At 59.4% G+C, this 21,061-nt stretch carries 25 protein-coding genes and 1 pseudogene; 14 read left to right on the top strand and 12 right to left on the bottom strand.

The window, feature by feature from the left end; genetic code table 11:
- Nucleotides 1-11: 11 nt before the first annotated feature.
- The 4 genes and pseudogenes from QRN31_RS09925 to QRN31_RS31550 form a co-directional block, all read right to left on the bottom strand.
- Nucleotides 12-779, bottom strand: a complete 768-nt coding sequence (locus tag QRN31_RS09925) for a uroporphyrinogen-III synthase (protein WP_285431740.1) — start codon at nt 777-779, stop codon at nt 12-14.
- A complete protein-coding gene (gene hemC, locus QRN31_RS09920; RefSeq protein ID WP_285431738.1) occupies nt 776-1,717 on the bottom strand; it encodes a hydroxymethylbilane synthase in 942 nt (313 codons plus the stop codon). Before hemC ends, QRN31_RS09925 begins: the two co-directional genes overlap by 4 nt.
- A 138-nt stretch (nt 1,718-1,855) precedes the next feature.
- The gene (locus QRN31_RS09915; RefSeq protein ID WP_285431736.1) at nt 1,856-2,602 is read right to left on the bottom strand and encodes a LytR/AlgR family response regulator transcription factor; all 747 of its coding nucleotides are present in this window, start codon (nt 2,600-2,602) and stop codon (nt 1,856-1,858) included.
- Nucleotides 2,599-2,715, bottom strand: a pseudogene (locus tag QRN31_RS31550) (sensor histidine kinase); the annotation flags it as partial. The gene QRN31_RS09915 and the pseudogene QRN31_RS31550, both read right to left, overlap by 4 nt.
- Nucleotides 2,716-3,062: 347 nt before the next feature.
- On the opposite strand from QRN31_RS31550, the gene argH reads away from it, so the two are divergent.
- The gene (argH, locus tag QRN31_RS09910; protein ID WP_033060676.1) at nt 3,063-4,457 is read left to right on the top strand and encodes an argininosuccinate lyase; all 1,395 of its coding nucleotides are present in this window, start codon (nt 3,063-3,065) and stop codon (nt 4,455-4,457) included.
- A 99-nt stretch (nt 4,458-4,556) separates the two neighbouring features.
- Here argH and QRN31_RS09905 read toward each other — a convergent pair whose 3' ends face one another.
- Nucleotides 4,557-5,216, bottom strand: coding sequence for a glutathione S-transferase family protein (locus tag QRN31_RS09905; RefSeq protein ID WP_285431733.1), 660 nt, complete (start codon nt 5,214-5,216; stop codon nt 4,557-4,559).
- A gap of 124 nt (nt 5,217-5,340) precedes the next feature.
- Here QRN31_RS09905 and QRN31_RS09900 point away from each other — a divergent pair, with 124 nt between their 5' ends.
- The 3 genes from QRN31_RS09900 (at nt 5,341) to QRN31_RS09890 (ending at nt 9,135) form a co-directional block, all read left to right on the top strand.
- A complete protein-coding gene (locus QRN31_RS09900; RefSeq protein ID WP_007894899.1) occupies nt 5,341-5,625 on the top strand; it encodes a hypothetical protein in 285 nt (94 codons plus the stop codon).
- 227 nt (nt 5,626-5,852) lie between these two features.
- Nucleotides 5,853-6,098, top strand: a complete 246-nt coding sequence (locus QRN31_RS09895) for a TIGR02647 family protein (protein WP_285431730.1) — start codon at nt 5,853-5,855, stop codon at nt 6,096-6,098.
- Nucleotides 6,099-6,291: 193 nt separating this feature from the next.
- Nucleotides 6,292-9,135 (top strand): class I adenylate cyclase, encoded by a 2,844-nt coding sequence (locus tag QRN31_RS09890; RefSeq protein ID WP_285431728.1) that lies wholly within the window; start codon nt 6,292-6,294, stop codon nt 9,133-9,135.
- Between the two features lie 6 nt (nt 9,136-9,141).
- Here the strand turns inward: QRN31_RS09890 and rnk are convergent, their stop codons facing one another.
- The 3 genes from rnk to cyaY form a co-directional block, all read right to left on the bottom strand.
- The gene (rnk, locus tag QRN31_RS09885) at nt 9,142-9,552 is read right to left on the bottom strand and encodes a nucleoside diphosphate kinase regulator (protein WP_285431726.1); all 411 of its coding nucleotides are present in this window, start codon (nt 9,550-9,552) and stop codon (nt 9,142-9,144) included.
- 277 nt (nt 9,553-9,829) lie between these two features.
- Nucleotides 9,830-10,042 carry a DUF1289 domain-containing protein gene (locus tag QRN31_RS09880; RefSeq protein WP_222588969.1) on the bottom strand — a complete coding sequence of 71 codons (213 nt, stop codon included), beginning with the start codon at nt 10,040-10,042 and terminating at the stop codon, nt 9,830-9,832.
- Between the two features lie 4 nt (nt 10,043-10,046).
- Complete coding sequence (gene cyaY / locus QRN31_RS09875) at nt 10,047-10,379, bottom strand: iron donor protein CyaY (protein WP_090178152.1); 333 nt, start codon at nt 10,377-10,379, stop codon at nt 10,047-10,049.
- Nucleotides 10,380-10,707: 328 nt separating this feature from the next.
- On the opposite strand from cyaY, the gene lptM reads away from it, so the two are divergent.
- From lptM to QRN31_RS09845, 6 genes are read left to right on the top strand one after another with little or no spacing between them, the layout of a single operon-like run.
- Nucleotides 10,708-10,881 (top strand): LPS translocon maturation chaperone LptM, encoded by a 174-nt coding sequence (lptM, locus tag QRN31_RS09870; protein WP_285431724.1) that lies wholly within the window; start codon nt 10,708-10,710, stop codon nt 10,879-10,881.
- Nucleotides 10,882-10,890: 9 nt separating this feature from the next.
- Nucleotides 10,891-12,138 carry a diaminopimelate decarboxylase gene (lysA, locus tag QRN31_RS09865; protein WP_285431723.1) on the top strand — a complete coding sequence of 416 codons (1,248 nt, stop codon included), beginning with the start codon at nt 10,891-10,893 and terminating at the stop codon, nt 12,136-12,138.
- A gap of 4 nt (nt 12,139-12,142) precedes the next feature.
- The gene (gene dapF / locus QRN31_RS09860; protein WP_285431722.1) at nt 12,143-12,973 is read left to right on the top strand and encodes a diaminopimelate epimerase; all 831 of its coding nucleotides are present in this window, start codon (nt 12,143-12,145) and stop codon (nt 12,971-12,973) included.
- A 13-nt stretch (nt 12,974-12,986) separates the two neighbouring features.
- A complete protein-coding gene (locus QRN31_RS09855) occupies nt 12,987-13,712 on the top strand; it encodes a DUF484 family protein (RefSeq protein ID WP_090178145.1) in 726 nt (241 codons plus the stop codon).
- 2 nt (nt 13,713-13,714) lie between these two features.
- Nucleotides 13,715-14,611 carry a tyrosine recombinase XerC gene (gene xerC / locus QRN31_RS09850; protein ID WP_285431721.1) on the top strand — a complete coding sequence of 299 codons (897 nt, stop codon included), beginning with the start codon at nt 13,715-13,717 and terminating at the stop codon, nt 14,609-14,611.
- Entirely contained in the window at nt 14,611-15,318 is a 708-nt protein-coding gene (locus tag QRN31_RS09845) for an HAD family hydrolase (protein ID WP_285431720.1), read from the top strand. Before xerC ends, QRN31_RS09845 begins: the two co-directional genes overlap by 1 nt.
- 186 nt (nt 15,319-15,504) lie before the next feature.
- On the opposite strand, the gene sutA is transcribed toward QRN31_RS09845, so the two are convergent.
- The 4 genes from sutA to glnK all read right to left on the bottom strand — a co-directional run bounded on the left by sutA (nt 15,505) and on the right by glnK (nt 18,283).
- A complete protein-coding gene (gene sutA / locus QRN31_RS09840) occupies nt 15,505-15,828 on the bottom strand; it encodes a dormancy-specific transcriptional regulator SutA (protein WP_090178135.1) in 324 nt (107 codons plus the stop codon).
- A gap of 101 nt (nt 15,829-15,929) precedes the next feature.
- Nucleotides 15,930-16,355, bottom strand: coding sequence for a secondary thiamine-phosphate synthase enzyme YjbQ (locus QRN31_RS09835; RefSeq protein ID WP_222588975.1), 426 nt, complete (start codon nt 16,353-16,355; stop codon nt 15,930-15,932).
- A gap of 214 nt (nt 16,356-16,569) precedes the next feature.
- Nucleotides 16,570-17,907, bottom strand: coding sequence for an ammonium transporter (locus tag QRN31_RS09830; protein ID WP_285431719.1), 1,338 nt, complete (start codon nt 17,905-17,907; stop codon nt 16,570-16,572).
- Nucleotides 17,908-17,944: 37 nt separating this feature from the next.
- Complete coding sequence (gene glnK, locus QRN31_RS09825) at nt 17,945-18,283, bottom strand: P-II family nitrogen regulator (protein WP_002555808.1); 339 nt, start codon at nt 18,281-18,283, stop codon at nt 17,945-17,947.
- A 417-nt stretch (nt 18,284-18,700) separates the two neighbouring features.
- Between glnK and QRN31_RS09820 the strand changes: the two genes are divergently transcribed.
- The 4 genes from QRN31_RS09820 (at nt 18,701) to QRN31_RS09805 (ending at nt 20,874) form a co-directional block, all read left to right on the top strand.
- Nucleotides 18,701-18,961, top strand: a complete 261-nt coding sequence (locus tag QRN31_RS09820) for an accessory factor UbiK family protein (RefSeq protein ID WP_285431718.1) — start codon at nt 18,701-18,703, stop codon at nt 18,959-18,961.
- A 433-nt stretch (nt 18,962-19,394) separates the two neighbouring features.
- Nucleotides 19,395-19,922 carry a BRO-N domain-containing protein gene (locus tag QRN31_RS09815; RefSeq protein WP_285431717.1) on the top strand — a complete coding sequence of 176 codons (528 nt, stop codon included), beginning with the start codon at nt 19,395-19,397 and terminating at the stop codon, nt 19,920-19,922.
- Nucleotides 19,923-20,133: 211 nt separating this feature from the next.
- Nucleotides 20,134-20,670: an N-acetyltransferase gene (locus tag QRN31_RS09810; RefSeq protein ID WP_285431716.1), complete on the top strand. Its 537-nt coding sequence runs from the start codon at nt 20,134-20,136 to the stop codon at nt 20,668-20,670.
- 33 nt (nt 20,671-20,703) lie between these two features.
- Nucleotides 20,704-20,874 (top strand): hypothetical protein, encoded by a 171-nt coding sequence (locus tag QRN31_RS09805; protein WP_285431715.1) that lies wholly within the window; start codon nt 20,704-20,706, stop codon nt 20,872-20,874.
- The last annotated feature ends 187 nt before the right edge of the window (nt 20,875-21,061 follow it).

Here is a 21,061-nt window from a genome sequence, read left to right as displayed (position 1 = left end):
CATCCTTTGCATTAAAAAACGGGTTCGGGATGCTCCCGTAACGCCGTCAGCAAAGCCGCGGCACTGGCGCCACGACAATCCACAACTGTCAGGGCCCCGGCGGCACGTGCCAGCTCGGCGACCCTGGGGCTTGGAACAAACAACGGCAACCGCGCCAGCGCAGGCCAGGCATCACCCGCCAATTGGCGCAGGTGCTCAAAACCCTGCCCACTGCTGACCACCAGCCCGTTCAAGCGTTCCGCTTCAATCCGGTCAGGCAATGCCGTCGGCGGGTACTGAGGCAGCTCCCGACGGTACAACTCCAGATACTCGACACTAGCACCAAGCTCGCGCAAACGCTCAGCCAGCAACTCACGACCGCCCTCCCCGCGCATGATCAACACGCGTGAAAAGGGTCGAGCGACAGCCTCGCGCAACGAGGGAAGTTCAAGCAAGGCTTCACTGTCATCGCCCTCGACAGGAAAACTCACATTTACCCCGTTATCTGCGAGGACCTGAGCGGTCGCCGCCCCCACGCTGAACCAGCTTGGGGACGATGGCTGCGGCCCATATCGATTGAGCAGGTCAACACCTATGCGAGCGGCCGGCTTGCTGACCACGATCACCGCGTCAAACTGGTTCAGCCCCTGAATGACGTCGCGCATTGTGTCAGATACCGGAATCGGGGCTATTTCCAAAAGCGGCAAGCTGCTGCTGAAAATACCCACTTGCGCCAACGCGCCACTCAACGCCGCTGACTCATCCGCAGGGCGTGTCAGCAGCAGGCGCCAACCCGTCACTCGTGACCTGCTTCGCCGTAGACCGCCTTGAGGATGTCGTTGGCACCCTGACTCAGCAAGTCTTCGGCGACTTGTACGCCCAAGGCTTCTGCGTCACCGCGCGGCGCACGGGCCTCAGCGCTGAGCAGCAGGCCGCCGCTCGGATCGCCGACCAGACCACGCAACCAGAGCTGTTCGCCTTCAAGCACGGCGTAGCAGGCGATCGGCACTTGGCAGCCGCCATTCAGATGTTTGTTGAGAGCACGTTCAGCGATCACCCGAGTGGCAGTGTCCTGGTGATGCAGCGGCGCCAGCAACCCGTGGATTTCGCTGTCGGCGCTGCGGCATTCAATACCGACTGCACCCTGGCCACCGGCAGGCAGGCTATCGTCGACGCTGATCGGCGAGGTGATGCGATCTTCAAAGCCGAGGCGAATCAGGCCGGCCGCCGCCAGAATGATGGCGTCGTACTCGCCAGCATCGAGCTTGGCCAGACGGGTGTTGACGTTGCCGCGCAGGAAACGGATTTCCAGGTCCGGGCGACGGGTCAACAATTGGGCCTGGCGACGCAGGCTCGACGTCCCGACGATGCTGCCCGGTGGTAACGCATCCAGGCTGGCATATGTGTTGGAAACGAAGGCATCACGTGGGTCTTCGCGCTCGCAGATACAAAACAGGCCGAGGCCTTCGGGGAAGTCCATCGGCACGTCTTTCATGGAGTGCACCGCGATGTCGGCTTCGTTTTCCAGCAGCGCGGTTTCCAGCTCCTTGACGAACAGGCCCTTGCCACCGATTTTCGACAGCGGCGAGTCGAGCAGCTTGTCGCCGCGACTGACCATGGGCACCAGCGTCACGAGCAGACCCGGATGGGCCTCGATCAGACGGGCTTTGACGTATTCGGCCTGCCACAGGGCGAGAGCACTTTTGCGGGTGGCGATGCGGATTTCGCGAGAGGACATGGATCAATCCGTACTGAATAGATACGGCGGATAATAACAGCTCAGCCAAATCCACTTTGACTTGTATCAGACACTGCGCGGCCTCCCTGGCCTCGAATCTCCAGCAATCGGGTATGAAATCCGCCTGCAAACAGCGTATTAAAGCTGTTGCATCATTTTTCGCACGCCGGCCACATGACGGCGGCTGACGATCAGGGCGTCACCGTTCAGGCCTTTGAGGAACAGCTGAAAATGCCCCAGAGGCGTGCGTTGCAAGCGCTCGATACGCTCGCGAGCGACCAATGCATTACGGTGGATTCGCACGAATCGATCGCCGAACTCATCTTCAAGGGCCTTGAGCGGTTCATCCAGCAGCACTTCGCCGCCTTCGTGGCGCAAGGTCACGTACTTATGGTCGGCAATAAAGTAAACCACTTGACCCAAGGGGATCAGTTCAATGCCTTTACGGGTACGGGCACTGATATGGCTACGCGGGCCGCTGCCGGTTTCGGCGGCGGGACGGGTCAGGGCTGCGAGCTGGACACGATTGGGCCGCTCGGCTTTTTTCAATGCATCATGTAAATGTTCAGTTCGCACAGGCTTCACCAGATAGCCCACGGCGCTGGCCTGCAGGGCTTCCACGGCAAATTCATCGGGCCCGGTGCAAAACACCACGGCGGGCGGGGTTTCGCGTTCGCACAACCGGGCAGCCACTTGCAGGCCATCAAGGCCTGGCATACGGATATCGAGCAGCACGATATCCGGCTTGTGGCTGTCGATCAGTGCCAACGCCTCTTCGCCGTTCGTGGCGCTGGGCTCCAGGACACTGTATCCCTCAAGTTCGCCAACCATTCGGCTCAGGCGCTCGCGGGCTAGGGGTTCGTCATCAACGATCAGGACATTCATATTGCGCTGGATTCCTGCGTGAGTCTCGCACAAGGATAGCGTAGACAGGGGAAGTGACGTCCGTCACCGCGATCCACGCTAAGACTGGCGCGAGGGCCAAAAAGTGCCGCGAGACCGCCGGCTAAATTTTCAACTGCCGAATGTTTGGAGGCTCTGGCCCGCGTTAGCGAGGTATCGCCGTAGGGTTTGCCGATACACAATATGAACACCCCCTCTTTTTATAGTCAGCGGCAGCGCCCAGAAGTGCGCTGATCCTACTGTCCAACTGTAGACGGTTGCCGAGACGATATTGCTCAATTGAAAAATATCGTTGTGCAATTTCCCACGAGGCCTGTCCTGAGTATGGACCGGGGGATGAGAAAAAAACGTGTCGACCAGTGTCAGCGACAGGATTGGCAACCCTGTTATTATCCGCGGCAGCTTCCAACGACATTTTTCTCCAGCCGATACGAGCGAATTCATGAGCACTGACAAGACCAATCAGTCCTGGGGCGGCCGCTTCAGTGAACCCGTCGACGCCTTCGTCGCCCGCTTCACCGCCTCCGTCACTTTCGACCAGCGCCTGTATCGCCACGACATCATGGGTTCGATCGCCCACGCCACCATGCTGGCCAAGGTCGGCGTGCTGACCGATGCCGAGCGCGACAGCATCACCGATGGCCTGAAGACCATCCAGGGCGAAATCGAGGCCGGCCAGTTCGACTGGCGCATCGACCTCGAAGACGTGCACATGAACATCGAGGCGCGCCTGACCGACCGCATCGGCGTCACCGGCAAAAAGCTGCACACCGGCCGTAGCCGTAACGACCAGGTGGCCACCGATATCCGCCTGTGGCTGCGTGACGAGATTGACCTGATCCTGAGCGAAATCACCCGCCTGCAAAAAGGCTTGCTGGAACAGGCCGAGCGCGAAGCGGGCAGCATCATGCCGGGCTTCACTCACCTGCAAACCGCACAGCCGGTGACCTTCGGGCACCACATGCTGGCCTGGTTCGAAATGCTCAGCCGCGACTACGAACGCCTGGTCGACTGCCGCAAGCGCACCAACCGCATGCCACTGGGCAGCGCCGCACTGGCCGGCACCACCTACCCGATCGACCGTGAATACACCGCTCAGCTTTTGGGCTTCGACGCGGTCGGCGGCAACTCGCTGGACAACGTGTCCGATCGCGACTTCGCCATCGAGTTCTGCTCGGCTGCGAGCATCGCGATGATGCACCTGTCGCGCTTCTCCGAAGAGCTGGTGCTGTGGACCAGCGCACAATTCCAGTTCATCGATCTGCCGGACCGTTTCTGCACCGGCAGCTCGATCATGCCGCAAAAGAAAAACCCGGACGTGCCAGAACTGGTTCGCGGCAAGACCGGACGTGTGTTCGGCGCCTTGATGGGCCTGCTGACCTTGATGAAAGGCCAGCCACTGGCCTACAACAAGGACAACCAGGAAGACAAGGAACCGCTGTTCGACGCCGCCGACACCTTGCGCGACTCGCTGCGGGCCTTTGCCGACATGATCCCGGCGATCAAGCCCAAGCACGCGATGATGCGCGAAGCGGCCCTGCGCGGTTTCTCCACCGCCACCGACCTGGCCGATTATCTGGTGCGTCGTGGCCTGCCGTTCCGTGACTGCCACGAAATCGTTGGTCATGCCGTGAAGTACGGCGTGGAAAGCGGTAAAGACCTGGCGGAAATGAGCCTCGAAGAGCTGCGCAAGTTCAGCGACCAGATCGATCAGGACGTGTTTGCCGTGTTGACCCTGGAAGGCTCGGTCAATGCCCGTGACCATATCGGCGGCACTGCGCCGGCGCAGGTCAAGAAGGCAGTGGCACGCGGCCAGGCGCTGCTCGCCAGCCGCTAAAGGCAAAAGCATCGCGAGCAGGCTCGCTCCCACAAGGATCACACTGAACCTGTGGGAGTGAGCCTGCTCGCGATGACTGACTTCAGAACCTTATAAAGCTCACTTCTTGGACGCGACCATCGCCATAAACGCTGGCATCGCCGCTTCCTTGTCCGCTGCAATTCTCTTCACGTTCGGATTCTGTTCCAGACGCTCCAGCAGCACCTTGGCCGCCGGCATTTCGGCCAGCAGATCGATATCGAACAGCTTCTGCCCAACCGCACAGGCCAACGGCACGCTGTACAGGAAATACAAATCGGCAAGGCTCAGACGCTCACCCGCCACATAAGGGGCGAATTTGCCGTGCCGGCCCAAGGACGCAAACCCCAGCAACAGCTCCGCCCTGGTCTTTTCCTTGATCGCGTCCGGCACCTGCATGCCGAAAAACGCCTGGGGAAAACAGGCCCGAGCAGGCAGCTCGATGTACAGCTCGATTTCCTTGGCCAGCGCCAGCACTTGCGCCCGCTCGAACGGATCGCTCGGCAATAGCGGCGTGCCGGCCTGGCTTTGCTCGATGTATTCAAGAATTACAGCGGTTTCGTTGATAAAACCTTGCTCGACGCCCAGCACCGGCACTTTGCCGCGCGGGCTGATGGCCAGCGCCTCGGGGCTATTGCCGGCATAAAAAGGCACTTCTTCGAACGGTAGTCCCTTCTCCAGCAGCGCCAGTTTCACCATGTTGTAGTAGTTACTGACGGAAAAACCATAAAGCTTGAGCATCACATAGCCTCCAGGCCGTGCGGGGTTGGCAGTCCTGTTTTATAGAATGCCAAGGCGATTCTTGCCAGCAGCATCACAGCGCTGAATGCAGGTAAACTGGCCGCCTTAACTTGAGGAGCCTGCCATGAGCGAGCCAACTGATATCGAGATCGACGAAGAAGAGTTCGCCGAAAACACACTGATCGAAGCCATCGAAAACCAGATTGAAAGCGACAACCCTCCAGCGGCCAAGGCCACCTTCAACAAGCTGACACTGGTGGGTTACGAACGTGAAGAAATCCTCAACCTGATGGCTCACGTTTTAGCGGTAGAAATCGACGCGATCCTGGAAGAAGACCGCGCGTTCAATACCGAATGGTACGAAACAGCGCTGCGTGCGCTGCCGGAATTGCCGCCGGAAAAGAAGTAAATCGAACACCGTCGGGAGCGTGCAACGCGCTCCCAACACAGATTGTCACGAAACATTCCTGCCTTCCCCCAGCCCCTGACTACACTGGTACGCACCCCGCTGCCGCACCACCCGCCGGGGAATGCTTCCCAAGGCGAAAAAACCCTGATGCCGGCACTGGACATGCCGCACGAGTGGGCTCACCTTAGGGGCGCTGTCGTCCAATTCCTAGAAAGTCTGGAGTCCTTATGTCGCTTACCCCTGAGTTGTTTGCCGAACTGGAAATCCTTGCCCTCTTCAACCTGGACAGTTCCCAGGAAGGTTTGAAAATTCATCAGACCGCTGCCCCGAAAGCCATTGCTGCCGCTCAACGCCTGTACGAAAAAGAACTGATCGACCAGCCCGATGGCGGTTATCTGACCAGTCTGGGTCGTGACGCCGCACAAAACGTACAAACCGTTCTGACGATTCTGAGCGTCCAGGAAACAGCCTGAGCATCAACGCATCGCCCACGGAAACCCCTGCCACGGGATTTCCGCGGGCACACTTGGCTTCCTGCCGTCGCCGCACGATAAGAATCTGACGTCAAAGATACAAAATCAGCTTAAAAGTCCCGGGCACGAGGCGCTAAACTGCCCCTCATCCGCAGACCCTACGTCCGAGCTACGCGAGCCGGTTTGAGCTGACATGACCCGCACCCATGAAATCCGCCCCGATCTGGACGAGGGAATCGACCGCAAGGTTCTCAGCCAACTGCGCGCACGTTTTCTGAAACTCAACGAAGGCCGCATGGCCCGCGCCATGGAAGGGTTGTCGACCCGCCAACAAACAGTGCTGACGCTGCTGCCACTGTTTTTCCACGTCAATCATCCGCTGTTGCCAGGTTACGTGTCGGGCAGCACGCCGGCGGGGCTGGCGAATTTCGAGCCTGACGCCAACGCCCTCGCTGAAGCCCAACGCCTGACCCGATCGTTTTCCTATAAGCCGCGCCACGGCAGCAATCCGCCGCGACCAATTCACGGCCTGTTCCTGATGGGCAGCCTGGGCACCCTGGCCCAGGCCGATCAGAGCGACATGGATGTGTGGGTCTGTCATGCGCCAGACCTGAGCGAAAATGAACTCGGCGAGCTGCGTAAAAAGTGCCAGTTGCTCGAAGTCTGGGCCGCCAGCCAAGGCGCCGAGGCGCATTTCTTTCTGATCGACCCAACGCGCTTCGTGCTCGGCGAGCGCGACACGCAGCTGAGTTCGGAAGACTGCGGCACCACTCAGCACTACCTGTTACTGGACGAGTTCTACCGCACTGCCATCTGGCTGGCCGGACGCACGCCCATCTGGTGGCTGGTGCCGGTCTACGAGGAAGCGGCCTACGACCGTTACACCCACACGCTGCTGTCCAAGCGTTTCATCCGGGCTGATGAGTCACTGGATCTGGGGCATCTGGCCTTCATCCCGCCCGGCGAATTCATCGGCGCCGGACTTTGGCAGTTGTTCAAAGGCATCGAGTCGCCTTACAAATCCGTGCTCAAGCTGCTGCTGACCGAGGTCTACGCCAGCGAACATCCCAAGGTGCATTGCCTGAGCCTGCGCTTCAAGCAAGCGGTGTTCGCCAATCAGCTGGACCTCGATGAGCTCGATCCCTACATCGTGGTTTATCGGCGCATCGAGGAATACCTCACGGCCCGTGGCGAGCCTGAGCGGCTGGAACTGGTCCGCCGCGCGCTGTACCTGAAGGTCAACCGCAAGCTCACCGGCAGCAGTCGCACCCAGAGTTGGCAGCGCTCATTGCTTGAGCGGCTGGCTCATGAATGGAATTGGGATCAGCGACAACTCGCGCTGCTCGACAGCCGCAGCCAATGGAAGGTCCGCCAGGTCAGCGCAGAACGCCGCGCCCTGGTCAACGAGCTGAACTACAGCTACCGCTTCCTGACCCAGTTTGCCCGCAACGAACGAACCGTCAGCCTGATCAACAAACGCGACCTCAATGTGCTGGGTCGGCGGCTGTACGCGGCGTTTGAGCGCAAAGCGGACAAAGTCGAGTTCATCAACCCTGGCATCGCCCCGGACCTGGCCGAAGACACACTGACGCTGGTTCAGGCGCCCAACAAGAAAGAGCCGGGGAACGTTCAGTGGTGTTTGTACAACGGCAGCCTGGCCGCCCACGAGTGGGAACATTTCGCGCCGATCAAGCGCAGCCGCCAATTGCTGGAGTTGCTGACCTGGTGCCATCGTAATGGAGTGATCGACAGCAGCACCCGTCTCGCCTTGCACCCTGGCACCAGCGACTTGAGCGAGTTTGAACTGTTCAATCTGCTTGGCAGCCTGCAACAGACCATCGCCCTGCCCTTGGTAACGGTTGCCGAAGAACCGTTGCTGCGCCCCAGCGTGCCAAGTGAAGTGCTGATTCTGGTGAACGTCGGCGTCGATCCGCTCAAGCATCACCGCGACCTGAACATCCTGATGACCACCGAGCGCACCGACTCCTTGAGCTACGCTGGGGTCCGCGAGAATCTGGTGCTGACCCTGGACCAGGTCACGCTTAATAGCTGGAACGAAGTGTTGGTCAGCCGCTATGACGGCCCCCATGCGCTACTCGACTGCCTGCGCAACTACCTCAACAACCTCCCTGGCGGAGCACAACAACCCAAGTTGCGGGTTCGCTGCTTTTGCCACAACCGCGCGCAGTTCATCGCACGCCGGGTCGAAGAAGTCCTCGATACCGCACAGAACCTACTGTTGAGTAACCTCAATCATCGCTACCTGATTCAGGTCCAACAGCATTACCACGTGCTGGAGCTGGTGCCCGGCCAGGTCAATCACGTCGCCCTCGCCACGCTGCCAGCGCTGCTGGATTACCTCGGTGAAGAACTGGCGAGCTACAGCCCGCTGCAGCTGGACCCGATGGCGCTGGAGGATCACGACCTGGCGCTGCTTCTGCCCATGGGCCAGCCCGAGTGCATTCAGGTGTTCTACCGCGTCTATGAACAGCAGGCCGATGTCTACGTTCTGGATGAGTTCAATGCCTTGTGGCAGCAGCGTTTGCCTTATCACGACGAACAAAGCCTGTTGGTGCCACTGCAACGGTTCCTGCAATCGATTCAGTACCGACGCGACGCTTTGCTACCCATGAACAGCACCCAGCCCCTGAGCCTGGACACGCTGTACTACCAGCTATTGCCGTCAGGCCTAGGACGCGCTCGCCGGGTCGAGGCCCGATCCGTGCCGCAAACCCCGATCAACAAGCCGTTCTATGACGTACAGGCAATCGTCGGCAAAGCCGCACCGGGGCAGGTACAGGTCACGTTGTATTGCAATCAGCGGGAGTTTTCTGAGCTTGAATATGGCGACCAACTGTTCAGCGTGGTCGCCCAGGAGATCGTCGAGCAGCGCCGTGAAATCGAGCGCTATCGCTGCTACATCACCGACTTGGACCTGTCGGGCCTGATCGGTGATGGACATGGCTCAAGCAATTTGTACCTGCGCTACAAGGCTGACCTGGAGCGCGCACTGAACGAGGCGCTCGAGCAGGTCTGAGGGGTTCTATTCCGGGAAATCGCCGCCATTGGCAGGCTGTGATTCAACTTCCAGCAGGGTCAGTTTCAGGGTTTTGCCCCCCGGTGCCGGCCAGTCGATATGCTGCCCGACCTTGAGGCCCAGCAGCGCGCTGCCAACCGGCGCCAGAATGGAAATCTTGCCTTCATCGGCGTTGGCATGTTTGGGATAAACCAGCGTGAGGTGATAGTCCTTGCCGCTGATTTCTTCACGGCAATGCACACGTGAATTCATGGTCACGACATCGGCGGGCACTTCATCGTGACCGACCACGGTATCGGCGCGGTCCAGTTCGGTTTGCAGCGCGATAACGCCCGGCAGCGTGTCATCCAGGCTGTCGATCAGGCGCTCCAGACGTTGCACGTCCAGACGAGTAAGGGTGATGGAAGGTACGGTCATGATAGAGGCAGACTCCTTTCTTCTGCGCAAAAAAAGCAAAACCCCGCCAGAAAAAGGCGGGGTTTTCACGAACCTCGATGGGTTGAGGCGTTTCTGGACACTATCACAGCTCAATAAATATACAAGTCAGGCCGACCAAGCCCCGATATGACCTTTGCAAGCTGAGTCAGAGGAGCCCCTGTGGGAGCGAGCCAGCTCGCGATAGCGGCGTGTCAGACACCATCAATGTTGAATGTCAGACCGATATCGCGAGCAGGCTCGCTCCTACAGTTAAGTGTCAGGCGCAGGATTTGCGCTGGGTCGCCTGGGCGCAGATCGCTCGCCGGCGATCATCATCGGCCGAGCGCCATTCGCGGATGTCTTCGACATGGCGAAAACAGCCGAGGCAGACCTTTTGCTCGTCCAGCCGACAGACACCGCTGCACGGCGAAGGCACCGCCGGGCTGACATTGCTGTAAAGCGGCTTGGGAGGACGAACGGGCTGAGTCACGACCTCACAGACCTTCGAAATCGAGTTCGACATCAGCCTGCTGCTTGACGATGCGTTCGAGCATCTCGCCCAGCTGCTCTTCGCTCTTGTCGCACATCCAGCGCTCGCTCTCTTCGTCATAGTCGAAGTGGAAGCCACCGGATACCGCCGCAAGCCATAGCTGGCGCAACGGCTCCTGGCGGCTGAAGATCAACTGACTGCCATTTTCGAACTTGACGGTGAGCACACCGGCCGAGCTCTCCAGATCGATATCCAGATCACTCTCGTCGAAAATATCTTCCAGCATTTGCTGGGTGGTATCGACCAGGTCGTGGAAACGGGCTTCGGTCAAACTCATTGCGGCAACCTCAAAAAATGTCTGTTCACGCTCAAGCGCCGCAAGATACGGGCGAGCCCCGACGATTGCAAAGGATAACGATCAAGCGCCGATATAGGTACATCAAACACAGTACATGGGGGAGCGGGCTTGCCCGCGAAGGGGCCAGCAGATTCAACATCTTTGTTGACCGAACCACCGTCTTCCCGGGCAAGCCCGCTCCCACAGGGATTACGCTTGGTCGAGAGCATCGCGCGAAGCCCCGCCGGACGGGAGCTCCGTTACATAGGCAAGCTGCCGGGTGGCCGGTATACTCCGGCGCAATTAACGCATTTTCAAGGATTTCGCCATGAAGCGCCTGATCTCTTCCCTTGCTGCGCTCGCAGCGATTGCTTGTCTTGTGTCGGCCTGTGGTCAAAAAGGCCCGCTGTACCTGCCTGACGATTCCCAGGATCCAGCCGAGCAAGCCCAATCCTCGCAAAAGAGCCCGTCGAAAGCACACAAGCACGACGTCTACCAATAAGGGAATGCCATGGACGCTTTTAACTACCGTGACGGTGAGCTGTTCGCGGAAGGTGTTGCCCTGTCGGCCATCGCCGAGCGCTTTGGTACACCGACTTATGTCTACTCCCGTGCCCACATCGAAGCCCAGTATCTGGCGTTCGCCGATGCGCTGGTCGGCATGCCGCACCTCGTCTGCTTCGCGGTCAAGGCCAACTCCAATCTGGGTGTACTGAATGTCCTGGCGCGATTGGGCGCCGGTTTCGACATCGTCTCCCGTGGTGAGCTGGAACGCGTCCTGGCCGCTGGTGGCAGCCCCGACAAGATCGTGTTCTCCGGCGTTGGCAAGACCCGTGACGACATGCGTCGTGCCCTGGAAGTCGGCGTGCATTGCTTCAACGTCGAATCCACCGACGAGCTGGAACGCCTGCAAGTGGTCGCCGCCGAGCTGGGTGTTCGCGCGCCGATCTCGCTGCGTGTGAACCCGGACGTCGATGCCGGCACCCACCCGTACATTTCCACCGGTCTCAAAGAGAACAAGTTCGGCATTGCCATCGCCGACGCCGAAGACGTGTACGTCCGCGCCGCGCAGCTGCCGAACCTGGAAGTGGTCGGCGTCGATTGCCACATCGGTTCGCAACTGACCACCCTGCCTCCGTTCATCGATGCCCTCGACCGCCTGCTGGGCCTGGTCGACCGCCTCGGCGATTGCGGCATTTACCTGCGCCACATCGATCTCGGTGGCGGCTTGGGCGTGCGTTATCGCGATGAAGAGCCGCCACTGGCTGCCGACTACATCAAAGCCGTGCGCGAGCGCCTTGACGGTCGTGACCTGGCACTGGTGTTCGAGCCGGGCCGCTTTATCGTCGCCAACGCCGGCGTGCTGCTGACTCAGGTCGAGTACCTCAAGCACACCGAACACAAAGACTTCGCCATCGTCGATGCGGCCATGAACGACCTGATCCGCCCGGCGCTGTACCAGGCCTGGATGGACGTCACCGCCGTGCGTCCGCGCACTACTGCCGCGCGTGCCTACGACATCGTCGGCCCGATCTGCGAGACCGGCGACTTCCTGGCCAAGGACCGTGAACTGGCCCTGGAAGAAGGCGACCTGCTGGCTGTGCATTCGGCCGGCGCCTATGGGTTTGTCATGAGTTCGAACTACAACACCCGTGGCCGCGCCGCTGAAGTGTTGGTGGACGGTGATCAGGCAATCGAAGTGCGTCGCCGTGAGACGGTAGCCGAGTTGTTTGCTGGCGAAAGCCTGCTGCCGGAGTAACCCCATGCTGCTGCGTTTTACCAAGATGCACGGCCTGGGCAACGACTTCATGGTCCTCGACCTGGTCAGCCAGCACGCGCACATCCTGCCCAAGCACGCAAAGCTTTGGGGCGATCGGCACACGGGCATCGGTTTCGATCAGTTGCTGATCGTCGAAGCGCCGAGCAACCCGGACGTTGATTTCCGTTACCGGATCTTCAACTCCGACGGCTCCGAAGTGGAACAGTGCGGCAACGGTGCGCGCTGTTTTGCCCGCTTCGTGCTCGACAAGCGCCTGACCGCCAAGCGGCAGATTCGCGTCGAGACCAAAAGCGGCATCATCGAGCTGGATATCCGCAGCGACGGCCAGATCGGTGTCAACATGGGCGCGCCACGCCTGGTGCCGGCCGAGATTCCATTCGAGGCGCCGGAACAGGCGCTGAGCTATAAGCTTGACGTCGATGGCACCTCGGTCGAACTGGCCGCTGTGTCCATGGGCAACCCCCATGCCGTGCTCCGGGTCAGCGACATCAACAACGCACCGGTGCATGAACTGGGGCCGAAAATCGAACACCATCCGCGCTTCCCGGCGCGGGTCAATGTCGGTTTTCTCCAGGTTATCGACCGGAACCGCGCGCAGTTGCGCGTCTGGGAACGTGGCGCCGGGGAAACCCAGGCCTGCGGCACCGGCGCTTGCGCAGCTGCAGTGGCTGCGATCAGCCAGGGGTGGATGGATTCGCCGCTATTGATCGACCTGCCTGGCGGGCGCCTGTCCATAGAATGGGCAGGCCCAGGCCAACCGGTCATGATGACTGGCCCGGCAGTGCGCGTTTATGAAGGACAAGTGCGTCTTTGAGAGAGTCGAATCCATGAAAGATAAGCCCCAGGTTCCCGCCCTACAGCCCGACGAATCCCCTTCCGAAAGCCTTGAGGCGGCGGCGATTGCCGCGTACCTGGAGGCTCATCCGGATTTCTTCGTCGAGCACGAAGAACTGCTCCCGGCCTTGCGCATTCCGCACCAGCGTGGCGATACCGTCTCGCTGGTCGAGCGCCAGATGAAGATCCTGCGCGACCGCAACATCGAGTTGCGTCATCGCCTCTCGCACTTGATGGACGTGGCCCGCGACAACGACCGTCTGTTCGACAAGACCCGCCGCCTGATTCTCGCGCTGATGGACGCCAACAGCCTGGAAGACGTGGTCATCAGCGTCGAAGACAGTCTGCGCCAGGACTTCCAGGTGCCTTTCGTCAGCCTGATCCTGCTGGGTGACAATCCCATGCCGGTCGGCCGCTGGGTGACCCATGCCGAAGCACAGACGGCCATTGGCGGTTTGCTCTCGGAAGATAAAAGCGTCAGTGGCAGCCTGCGCGATCACGAACTGGACTTCCTGTTCGGCGAAGAACAGCGCAAGCAGATCGGCTCCACCGCCGTCGTCGCCATCAGCTATCAAGGCATCCACGGCGTCCTGGCCATCGCCAGTCGCGATCCGCAGCACTATAAAAGCTCGGTTGGCACGCTGTTCCTGAGCTACATCGCCGAAGTCATGGGCCGGGTGCTGCCACGGGTCAACAGTTCCCTGCGCTCGGTACGCTGATCGTGGAACGGCAACTGGACGCTTACTGCGAACACCTGCGCAGTGAGCGACAGGTGTCGCCCCACACGCTGTATGCCTACCGCCGCGACCTCGACAAAGTGCTCGGCTGGTGCGTCAAACAGAACATCAGCAGCTGGGCCGCCCTGGACATTCAACGCTTGCGCAGCCTGATCGCGCGCCTGCACTCACAGGGTCAATCGTCCCGCAGCCTGGCGCGCCTGCTCTCCGCAGTGCGCGGGCTCTATCACTATCTGAACCGCGAAGGCCTGTGCGATCACGACCCGGCCAACGGTCTGGCTCCGCCCAAAGGCGAACGCCGGCTGCCTAAAACCCTCGATACCGACCGTGCGCTGCAACTGCTTGAAGGCGCGGTGGAAGATGATTTCCTTGCGCGCCGGGATCAGGCCATTCTGGAGTTGTTCTATTCCTCGGGCTTGCGGCTTTCGGAACTGACTGGACTCAATCTGGATCAGCTGGATCTGGCCGACGGCATGGTTCAAGTACTCGGCAAGGGCAGCAAGACCCGACTGCTTCCGGTGGGTAAAAAGGCTCGTGAAGCCCTGGAATTGTGGCTGCCGTTGCGGGCCATGACCAACCCGACGGACGACGCAGTGTTTGTCAGCCAGCAAGGCCGGCGCCTCGGTCCACGGGCCATTCAGGTACGGGTCAAGGCAGCCGGCGAGCGTGAACTGGGGCAGAACCTGCACCCGCACATGCTGCGACACTCCTTCGCCAGCCACTTGTTGGAGTCCTCTCAGGACCTGCGAGCGGTGCAGGAACTGCTTGGCCACTCGGACATCAAGACCACCCAGATCTATACCCACCTGGACTTCCAGCACCTGGCAACGGTCTACGACAGCGCCCATCCACGGGCCAAACGCATTAAGGGCGATGATTAATGACCATCCAACTGATCACCTTCGATCTCGACGACACCCTGTGGGACACCGCCCCGGTGATCGTCAGCGCCGAAGCCGTATTGCGTGAATGGCTGACCGAGCACGCACCCAACCTGGGCGCAGTGCCGGTAGAGCATTTGTGGACCATTCGCGAGCGTATCCTGGGGAGCGAACCGGGCCTCAAACACCGCATCAGCGCGCTACGCCGCCGAGTGCTGTTCCATGCGCTGGAAGAAGCCGGCTACGACCCTGCTCAGGCTTCGGATCTGGCCGACAAGAGTTTTGAAGTGTTTCTGCACGCGCGGCACCAGATCGATGTGTTCCCTGACGTCGAGCCGACGCTGGGCACGCTGGCCAAGCACTACGCCCTCGGCGTGGTCACCAACGGCAACGCCGATGTGCGCCGGTTGGGGCTGGCGGACTACTTCAAATTTGCGTTGTGCGCCGAAGACATCGGCATCGCCAAACCCGATGCGCGACTGTTTCACGAGGCGTTGCAGCGTGGCGGGGCGACGCCGGAGACGGCGGTGCATATCGGTGATCATCCGGGAGATGACATTGCCGGAGCACAGCAGGCGGGATTGCGGGCGATCTGGTTTAACCCGGCGGGCAAGGCCTGGGAAGCCGAGAAGGCACCGGATGCCGAGATTCGCAGTTTGACCGAGTTGCCAGCGCTGTTGGCCCTCTGGAACTCCGCCTCGGCCTGATTTAGAACCTGTGGGAGCGGGCTTGCCCGCGATCGCGGTGTGACATTCAACATTGATATTGGCTGACACTCCGCTATCGCGAGCAAGCCCGCTCCCACAGGGGATCACCGCAGACCCACGATTTGTATCACCCATGAAAAAGCCCGCAGCGACGGCGGGCTTTTTCAGCAAGCAGGTAGCAGGCGCTTAGATAGGCCGGCTGCCGTACTTGTTGTCAGGCTTCTTGGGAGGATCGGCGACCACATTGGCCTCCACTTCCTGCACCTTGCCGCCCCGCGCCAGAAACTCTTCCATGGCCTTGGCCAGGGCGTCGCGTTCCTTGTTCTTGGCTTCAACGCTCGGCAGCTCATCGACCGATACCGCTGCCTTGGCTTTGCCTTTGGCGGTCGGAACGGGCGTATCACCGCCGTCGTCTTCAGCGACGTCTTCGGCCGCTGCTTCCAGACCTTCTTCGGTTTCGTCGTCGTCGCCTACTTCGAGGTCGTCGTTTTCCAGATCATCGTCGCTCATGTTCTACCTCATGACTTGCGAAAAGCAGATTAGTTATAGCCCAGCTTCGCCATCTGTCGAAGGCCGCCGGAAAAATTCAATAGCCGCTGGTGACCAGCGGCTCATGCCTCTTCACCGTGCACGGTGGCGAGGACTTTACGAGCACCGCCAAAATCACGGTGCTCGCCCAGATAAACGCCTTGCCAGGTTCCCAGCGCCAGTCGGCCCGCCGAAATCGGCAAACTGAGCTGACAGCCAAGCACGCTGGCCTTGAAGTGCGCCGGGAGGTCGTCCAGGCCTTCGTCGTTATGCTCATAGCCGTCTGTTCCTTGTGGGATCAGACGATTGAAGAATCGTTCGAAGTCGCGACGTACCGCCGGATCGGCGTTTTCGTTGATGGTCAACGACGCCGAGGTATGCTGCAGCCACAAATGCAACAGACCGACCCGGCACGCCTTGATTTCAGGCAAGCCGGCGAGTAACTCGTCCGTTACCAGATGAAAGCCCCGAGGCCTTGCCCGCAGGGTTATCAGAGTCTGTTGCCACATACAGTTCTCCGCACGTTCGGGGCGCATTCTAGCGCGCTCTGGGAAAAAACAAAGGCCCTAATATTCCTTCAATCATGTAAGCCATTGGCCGCAGAAAAACGCCCGCCGTAAACACCACCAAACATGTAGGAAAAAACCTTTCAGCAGCTCCTTCATGGACAAATCCTGGACAAAAAAATGCCCGGCAAGCCGGGCAAGTTTTTTATGCGCGTGCTTACAAGTTGTAGCCGCGTTCGTTGTGCAGTGCCAGGTCGATGCCGACAGCCTCTTCTTCTTCCGTGATACGCAGGCCCATGACAGCGTCCAGGACCTTGAGAATGATAAAGGTGGCGATTGCGGTGTAGATCACCGTGAAGCCCACGCCTTTGCACTGAATCCAGACTTGTGCGGCGATGTCGGTCACGGTGCCGAAGCCACCCAGGGACGGTGCAGCGAAGACACCGGTCAGGATCGCGCCGAGGATACCGCCGATACCGTGCACACCGAAGGCGTCCAGGGAATCGTCATAACCGAGTTTGCGTTTCAGGGTGGTGGCGCAGAAGAAGCACACCACGCCCGCTGCCAGACCGATGATCATCGAACCCATTGGGCCAACGGTACCCGCCGCCGGAGTGATCGCAACCAGACCGGCAACCACGCCCGAAGCGATACCCAGTGCGCTAGGTTTACCGTGGGTCAACCACTCGGCAAACATCCAGCCCAAGGCTGCTGCGGCAGTAGCGATCTGAGTCACCAGCATCGCCATGCCGGCAGTGCCGTTGGCAGCAGCAGCGGAACCTGCGTTGAAACCGAACCAGCCGACCCACAACATCGCGGCGCCCATCAGGGTATAGCCGAGGTTGTGCGGAGCCATCGGGGTGGTCGGGAAACCTTTACGCTTGCCCAATACCAGGCAGGCAACCAGGCCGGCCACACCGGCGTTGATATGCACCACGGTGCCGCCGGCGAAGTCGAGCACGCCCCAGTCGCCCAACAGCGAACCCGGACCGCTCCAGACCATGTGCGCAATCGGCGCGTAAACCACGGTGAACCAGATCCCCATGAACACCAGCATCGCGGAGAACTTCATCCGTTCTGCAAACGCACCGACGATCAGCGCCGGAGTGATGATGGCAAACGTCATCTGGTAGGTGACAAACACCGCCTCAGGGAACAGCGCCGTCGGGCCAGTAATGCTGGCAGGCGTGATGCCCGCGAGGAAGGCCTTGGCAAAGCTGCCGACAAAGGAGTTGAGGTTGACGACGTTGGCTTCCATCCCCGTGGTATCGAACGCCATGCTGTAGCCATAAATGAACCACAGGATGGTGACCAGGCCGGTAATGGCGAAGCATTGCATCATCAACGAAAGAACGTTTTTGGAACGAACCATGCCGCCGTAGAACAGCGCGAGGCCGGGGATGGTCATGAACAGCACAAGGGCTGTCGAGGTCATCATCCAGGCGGTATCGCCGGAATTGAGGACTGGAGGCGCCACCGGATCTGCCGCCATAGCCAGGCCGGGCATTACGAGGGACAACAGGGCTCCTAGCCCTGCGAATTTACGCAGAGTCATATTGTTTTCTCCTGGGGCGTTGGGTTTGTGGCGGCTTTTAAATCGCGTCGGTATCGGTTTCGCCGGTACGGATGCGAATCGCCTGTTCCAGATTGACCACGAAGATCTTGCCGTCACCGATCTTGCCGGTGTTGGCAGCCTTGGTTATCGCCTCGATAACCCGGTCCAGATCCTTGTCGTCAATGGCGACATCGATCTTCACCTTGGGCAGAAAATCGACCACGTACTCCGCGCCGCGGTACAGCTCGGTGTGACCCTTCTGCCGACCGAAGCCTTTGACTTCAGTAACGGTAATGCCCTGCACGCCGATCTCGGACAGCGATTCGCGCACGTCGTCCAGTTTGAACGGCTTGATGATGGCAGTGACTAGCTTCATGAAAACTCTCTCCCGAATTGGTGGACTTGCCCCAGGAAAACAAACCCGACTCAAGTCTAAGCGCAGTGCCTGGCTTTGTAACGCATCGTCGGCCTTACCTGCCCGTCCGACGCCAGCTAACCGCTCCTCACGAAACAACTCCCCGTTCCGCTCGGCGCACTGCATTCGTCACAGCGACTGCATCAGTGCATGGGTTACTACTGACTAAGCAGAAAGCTTGCCATCTCCACAAAACCTACTGTTTTCAAGCCTTTGGCCGCAGATACCCACCACATCACTGCAACACCTGACGCGTTACGCACAACAACGGTGCGATGCCGTCCGTCCGCATGCGCGAAAAGCGTGCATCCCTGCCGCCGGAATTGACTATAGACACTGCGTGATACACTGCCCGCCATTGTTGACAGGACATTTGCCATGCTCGCACCCAAAGACTTCCTCGACGCCCTGACCGGCACCGCCTCACGCCTTTTCAGCGGCGAAACCCCGTTGCCGAAAAGCGAAATCGAAAGCCAGTTCAAGGCTTTGTTGCAGAGTGGCTTCAGCAAGCTGGATCTGGTGAGCCGGGAAGAGTTCGATAGCCAGATGGTCGTGCTGGCGCGGACCCGGGCACGGCTGGAGAGTCTTGAGGCGAAGGTGGCGGAGCTTGAAGCGAAGCTCAATCCGCCTGTTGAGTAACACTGCAAATCCCTGTGGGAGCGGGCTTGCCCGCGAATAGCGTCACCTCGGTCTACCAGCTCTCCCACACTGGATAGACCACCCCCTGTAGGATCTGCCGCAGGCTGCGATCTTTTGATCTTCCGCCCCGCCACCATCTCGGCAACGTCCTACAAAGATCACACCGCCGTCCGATAGCGCCGCGAAGCCCAGGTTTCTAAGCTCATCCCAGCTGAATATTCAGCACTGGGTTTGGCGACCTGGAAGCTTAAGGCGTACGACAACCATCGACGGCGGGTTCATTTCCGCCACATCGAGTCATGGCGGCTGTGCGTGGGAGACCTCCGGGTCTGCCGGGTTCCTTTTGCTCCGGTTCGCCAACCCGCGCACAGCTGCCACCCCAATCGTTTGGCGACGATTGACGGCAGCCCCTTTAGCAAAAGGAGCTGTAACAATGAATAGCGATGACGCTTATCTGTCCCCACACGTCTTCACCCGCCACAAACTCCACCTTCACGCGCTTTTGATCGAAAACCAGCCTTGGTTCAGCGCCCGAGACCTGGGTCGTCTGCTTCGCCTTTTCCTCGACGAACGCGCCGTCCGGAAACTCGATCCCGATCAACATCAAACCGCGCAAGTCGTCATCCACGGCACCCTCGAAAACACCCTGCTAATCAGCGAATCCGGCGTCTACGCCCTGCTCGTCTACCACTACTGCCCCGAATACCGAGGCCTGCGCGAATGGCTGACCCACAACGTAGTACCAGCCCTCAGAGACGCCCAACAACCCACCTCAACCGAACGCCCGATCCTGAGCCTGCTGAACTGGCCCGAGATGTCGTTGAGTTTGCTGCACTGGAATAACCAACCGTGGATACGGCTGCAGGATGTTCCGCAGATGCTGGCGGATAGTGAACGGCCGCAGCGCTCGATCAATGCACCTTGGTGGAAGCGTGCTTCGCGGATGTTGCAATCGCTTTAACAACCAATAGCACCACACAAACTGCATATGTATGTCTTCTGGCAGCACTAGCCCACGGCTAACGCTGCCATTTCCTACATCTGAAAGCTTTTGATCTAACGCCCTTCAATAATCCCAGTTCGGTCCTACAGAACGCGGCTCCCGCGCCTGATTACGGAGCACTCTCCAGCCCTTTATCTTTCATCGCCCTGATCCCAACAGAACACGAACGATGAGAAGAAAAGGAAAAGGTACGGAACTGCGCGACCAGACTCTCAAATCGAACGCAAGGAAGCTGGCGCACAAAACCTTCGCCAAAGACTGTGCAGCTCAAGGTCTAGAGATAGATATGTCGGTCATCAGTTTTGATCCTATTACCTCTGCTGCGATAGATGCCTCTCATCTGTGGACAGCAGCAGTTCTGTATCCATGGGATAGCATCCCGGGCTGGAAGTGTAAGGACGCCAAGGGTTTCGATTTGGCGATCTGGTATGCACAAATGCTATGTGGCCTGTGCTATGCGACCCCAAGAAGAAGCACTGTTTGCATAAAGATCATCCTTTTACAGGGGCACCCGGACAAAACTCATCCACTTCGCGGATCGATCGCTCAAATGGCGCTATTGGCGGCAGAATTTTATGCGCGGATGCTGGGGTGCAAAGAGATCGAGATACAAGATCCTGACCCTAACGTTGTCTCCTACTATCAGGAGCTCGGATTCAATTTTGACGAGACAAACCGCCTTGTCATTTACGTGGATGGCCAATAACATCAACTCATGATCCAGACACACGAGGTGTCTATGAACTCAAAAAAACGAAAGGCCAAGCTGTTATTAATTTATGAGTTTCATGTCGAGGCGCTCCGTTTGGCCGGAAACGTGTCTGCGAATCAACGACGCTTTCTTGAAGTCGGTGCAGCTCGAGGCAAAGAACTTGAGCCTGCCGGCCTGCTAGCCGGGGTAAGAATCTGAACCCAGCTGTGCCCAACAGAGATCACCCGCTTGGTTCGATAACGTGAGTGTGTCTGTTGAGGATTTGCAGGTCTTGGCCTCACCGAAGCCCGCACATAAAAAGCCGCTTCCCCAAGGCGGTTTTTTTCGCCTTCGATTCAGCTCTCGCCGCCGTCCTTCACAAATCCAGGCAACGTCCTACAACAAC

This window comes from Pseudomonas sp. fls2-241-R2A-110, from assembly GCF_030209165.1.
Lineage (GTDB): Bacteria > Pseudomonadota > Gammaproteobacteria > Pseudomonadales > Pseudomonadaceae > Aquipseudomonas.
Note: the sequence above shows the minus strand (reverse complement) of the source record. Positions and strands in the feature narration are given on the sequence as shown.

Bases quoted from the DNA above. Each gene is read 5' to 3' on its own strand.
- QRN31_RS09890 (WP_285431728.1), top strand. From the start codon at position 6,292: ATGACCCGCACCCATGAAATCCGCCCCGATCTGGACGAGGGAATCGAC.
- cyaY (WP_090178152.1), bottom strand. From the start codon at position 10,379: ATGAGTTTGACCGAAGCCCGTTTCCACGACCTGGTCGATACCACCCAG.
- glnK (WP_002555808.1), bottom strand. From the start codon at position 18,283: ATGAAGCTAGTCACTGCCATCATCAAGCCGTTCAAACTGGACGACGTG.
- QRN31_RS09805 (WP_285431715.1), top strand. From the start codon at position 20,704: ATGAACTCAAAAAAACGAAAGGCCAAGCTGTTATTAATTTATGAGTTT.
- QRN31_RS09900 (WP_007894899.1), top strand. From the start codon at position 5,341: ATGAGCGAGCCAACTGATATCGAGATCGACGAAGAAGAGTTCGCCGAA.
- QRN31_RS09815 (WP_285431717.1), top strand. From the start codon at position 19,395: ATGAATAGCGATGACGCTTATCTGTCCCCACACGTCTTCACCCGCCAC.
- rnk (WP_285431726.1), bottom strand. From the start codon at position 9,552: ATGACCGTACCTTCCATCACCCTTACTCGTCTGGACGTGCAACGTCTG.
- sutA (WP_090178135.1), bottom strand. From the start codon at position 15,828: ATGAGCGACGATGATCTGGAAAACGACGACCTCGAAGTAGGCGACGAC.
- QRN31_RS09895 (WP_285431730.1), top strand. From the start codon at position 5,853: ATGTCGCTTACCCCTGAGTTGTTTGCCGAACTGGAAATCCTTGCCCTC.
- QRN31_RS09915 (WP_285431736.1), bottom strand. From the start codon at position 2,602: ATGAATGTCCTGATCGTTGATGACGAACCCCTAGCCCGCGAGCGCCTG.
- lptM (WP_285431724.1), top strand. From the start codon at position 10,708: ATGAAGCGCCTGATCTCTTCCCTTGCTGCGCTCGCAGCGATTGCTTGT.
- QRN31_RS09835 (WP_222588975.1), bottom strand. From the start codon at position 16,355: ATGTGGCAACAGACTCTGATAACCCTGCGGGCAAGGCCTCGGGGCTTT.
- lysA (WP_285431723.1), top strand. From the start codon at position 10,891: ATGGACGCTTTTAACTACCGTGACGGTGAGCTGTTCGCGGAAGGTGTT.
- dapF (WP_285431722.1), top strand. From the start codon at position 12,143: ATGCTGCTGCGTTTTACCAAGATGCACGGCCTGGGCAACGACTTCATG.
- QRN31_RS09820 (WP_285431718.1), top strand. From the start codon at position 18,701: ATGCTCGCACCCAAAGACTTCCTCGACGCCCTGACCGGCACCGCCTCA.
- hemC (WP_285431738.1), bottom strand. From the start codon at position 1,717: ATGTCCTCTCGCGAAATCCGCATCGCCACCCGCAAAAGTGCTCTCGCC.
- argH (WP_033060676.1), top strand. From the start codon at position 3,063: ATGAGCACTGACAAGACCAATCAGTCCTGGGGCGGCCGCTTCAGTGAA.
- QRN31_RS09830 (WP_285431719.1), bottom strand. From the start codon at position 17,907: ATGACTCTGCGTAAATTCGCAGGGCTAGGAGCCCTGTTGTCCCTCGTA.
- QRN31_RS09905 (WP_285431733.1), bottom strand. From the start codon at position 5,216: ATGCTCAAGCTTTATGGTTTTTCCGTCAGTAACTACTACAACATGGTG.
- QRN31_RS09855 (WP_090178145.1), top strand. From the start codon at position 12,987: ATGAAAGATAAGCCCCAGGTTCCCGCCCTACAGCCCGACGAATCCCCT.
- QRN31_RS09845 (WP_285431720.1), top strand. From the start codon at position 14,611: ATGACCATCCAACTGATCACCTTCGATCTCGACGACACCCTGTGGGAC.
- QRN31_RS09810 (WP_285431716.1), top strand. From the start codon at position 20,134: ATGAGAAGAAAAGGAAAAGGTACGGAACTGCGCGACCAGACTCTCAAA.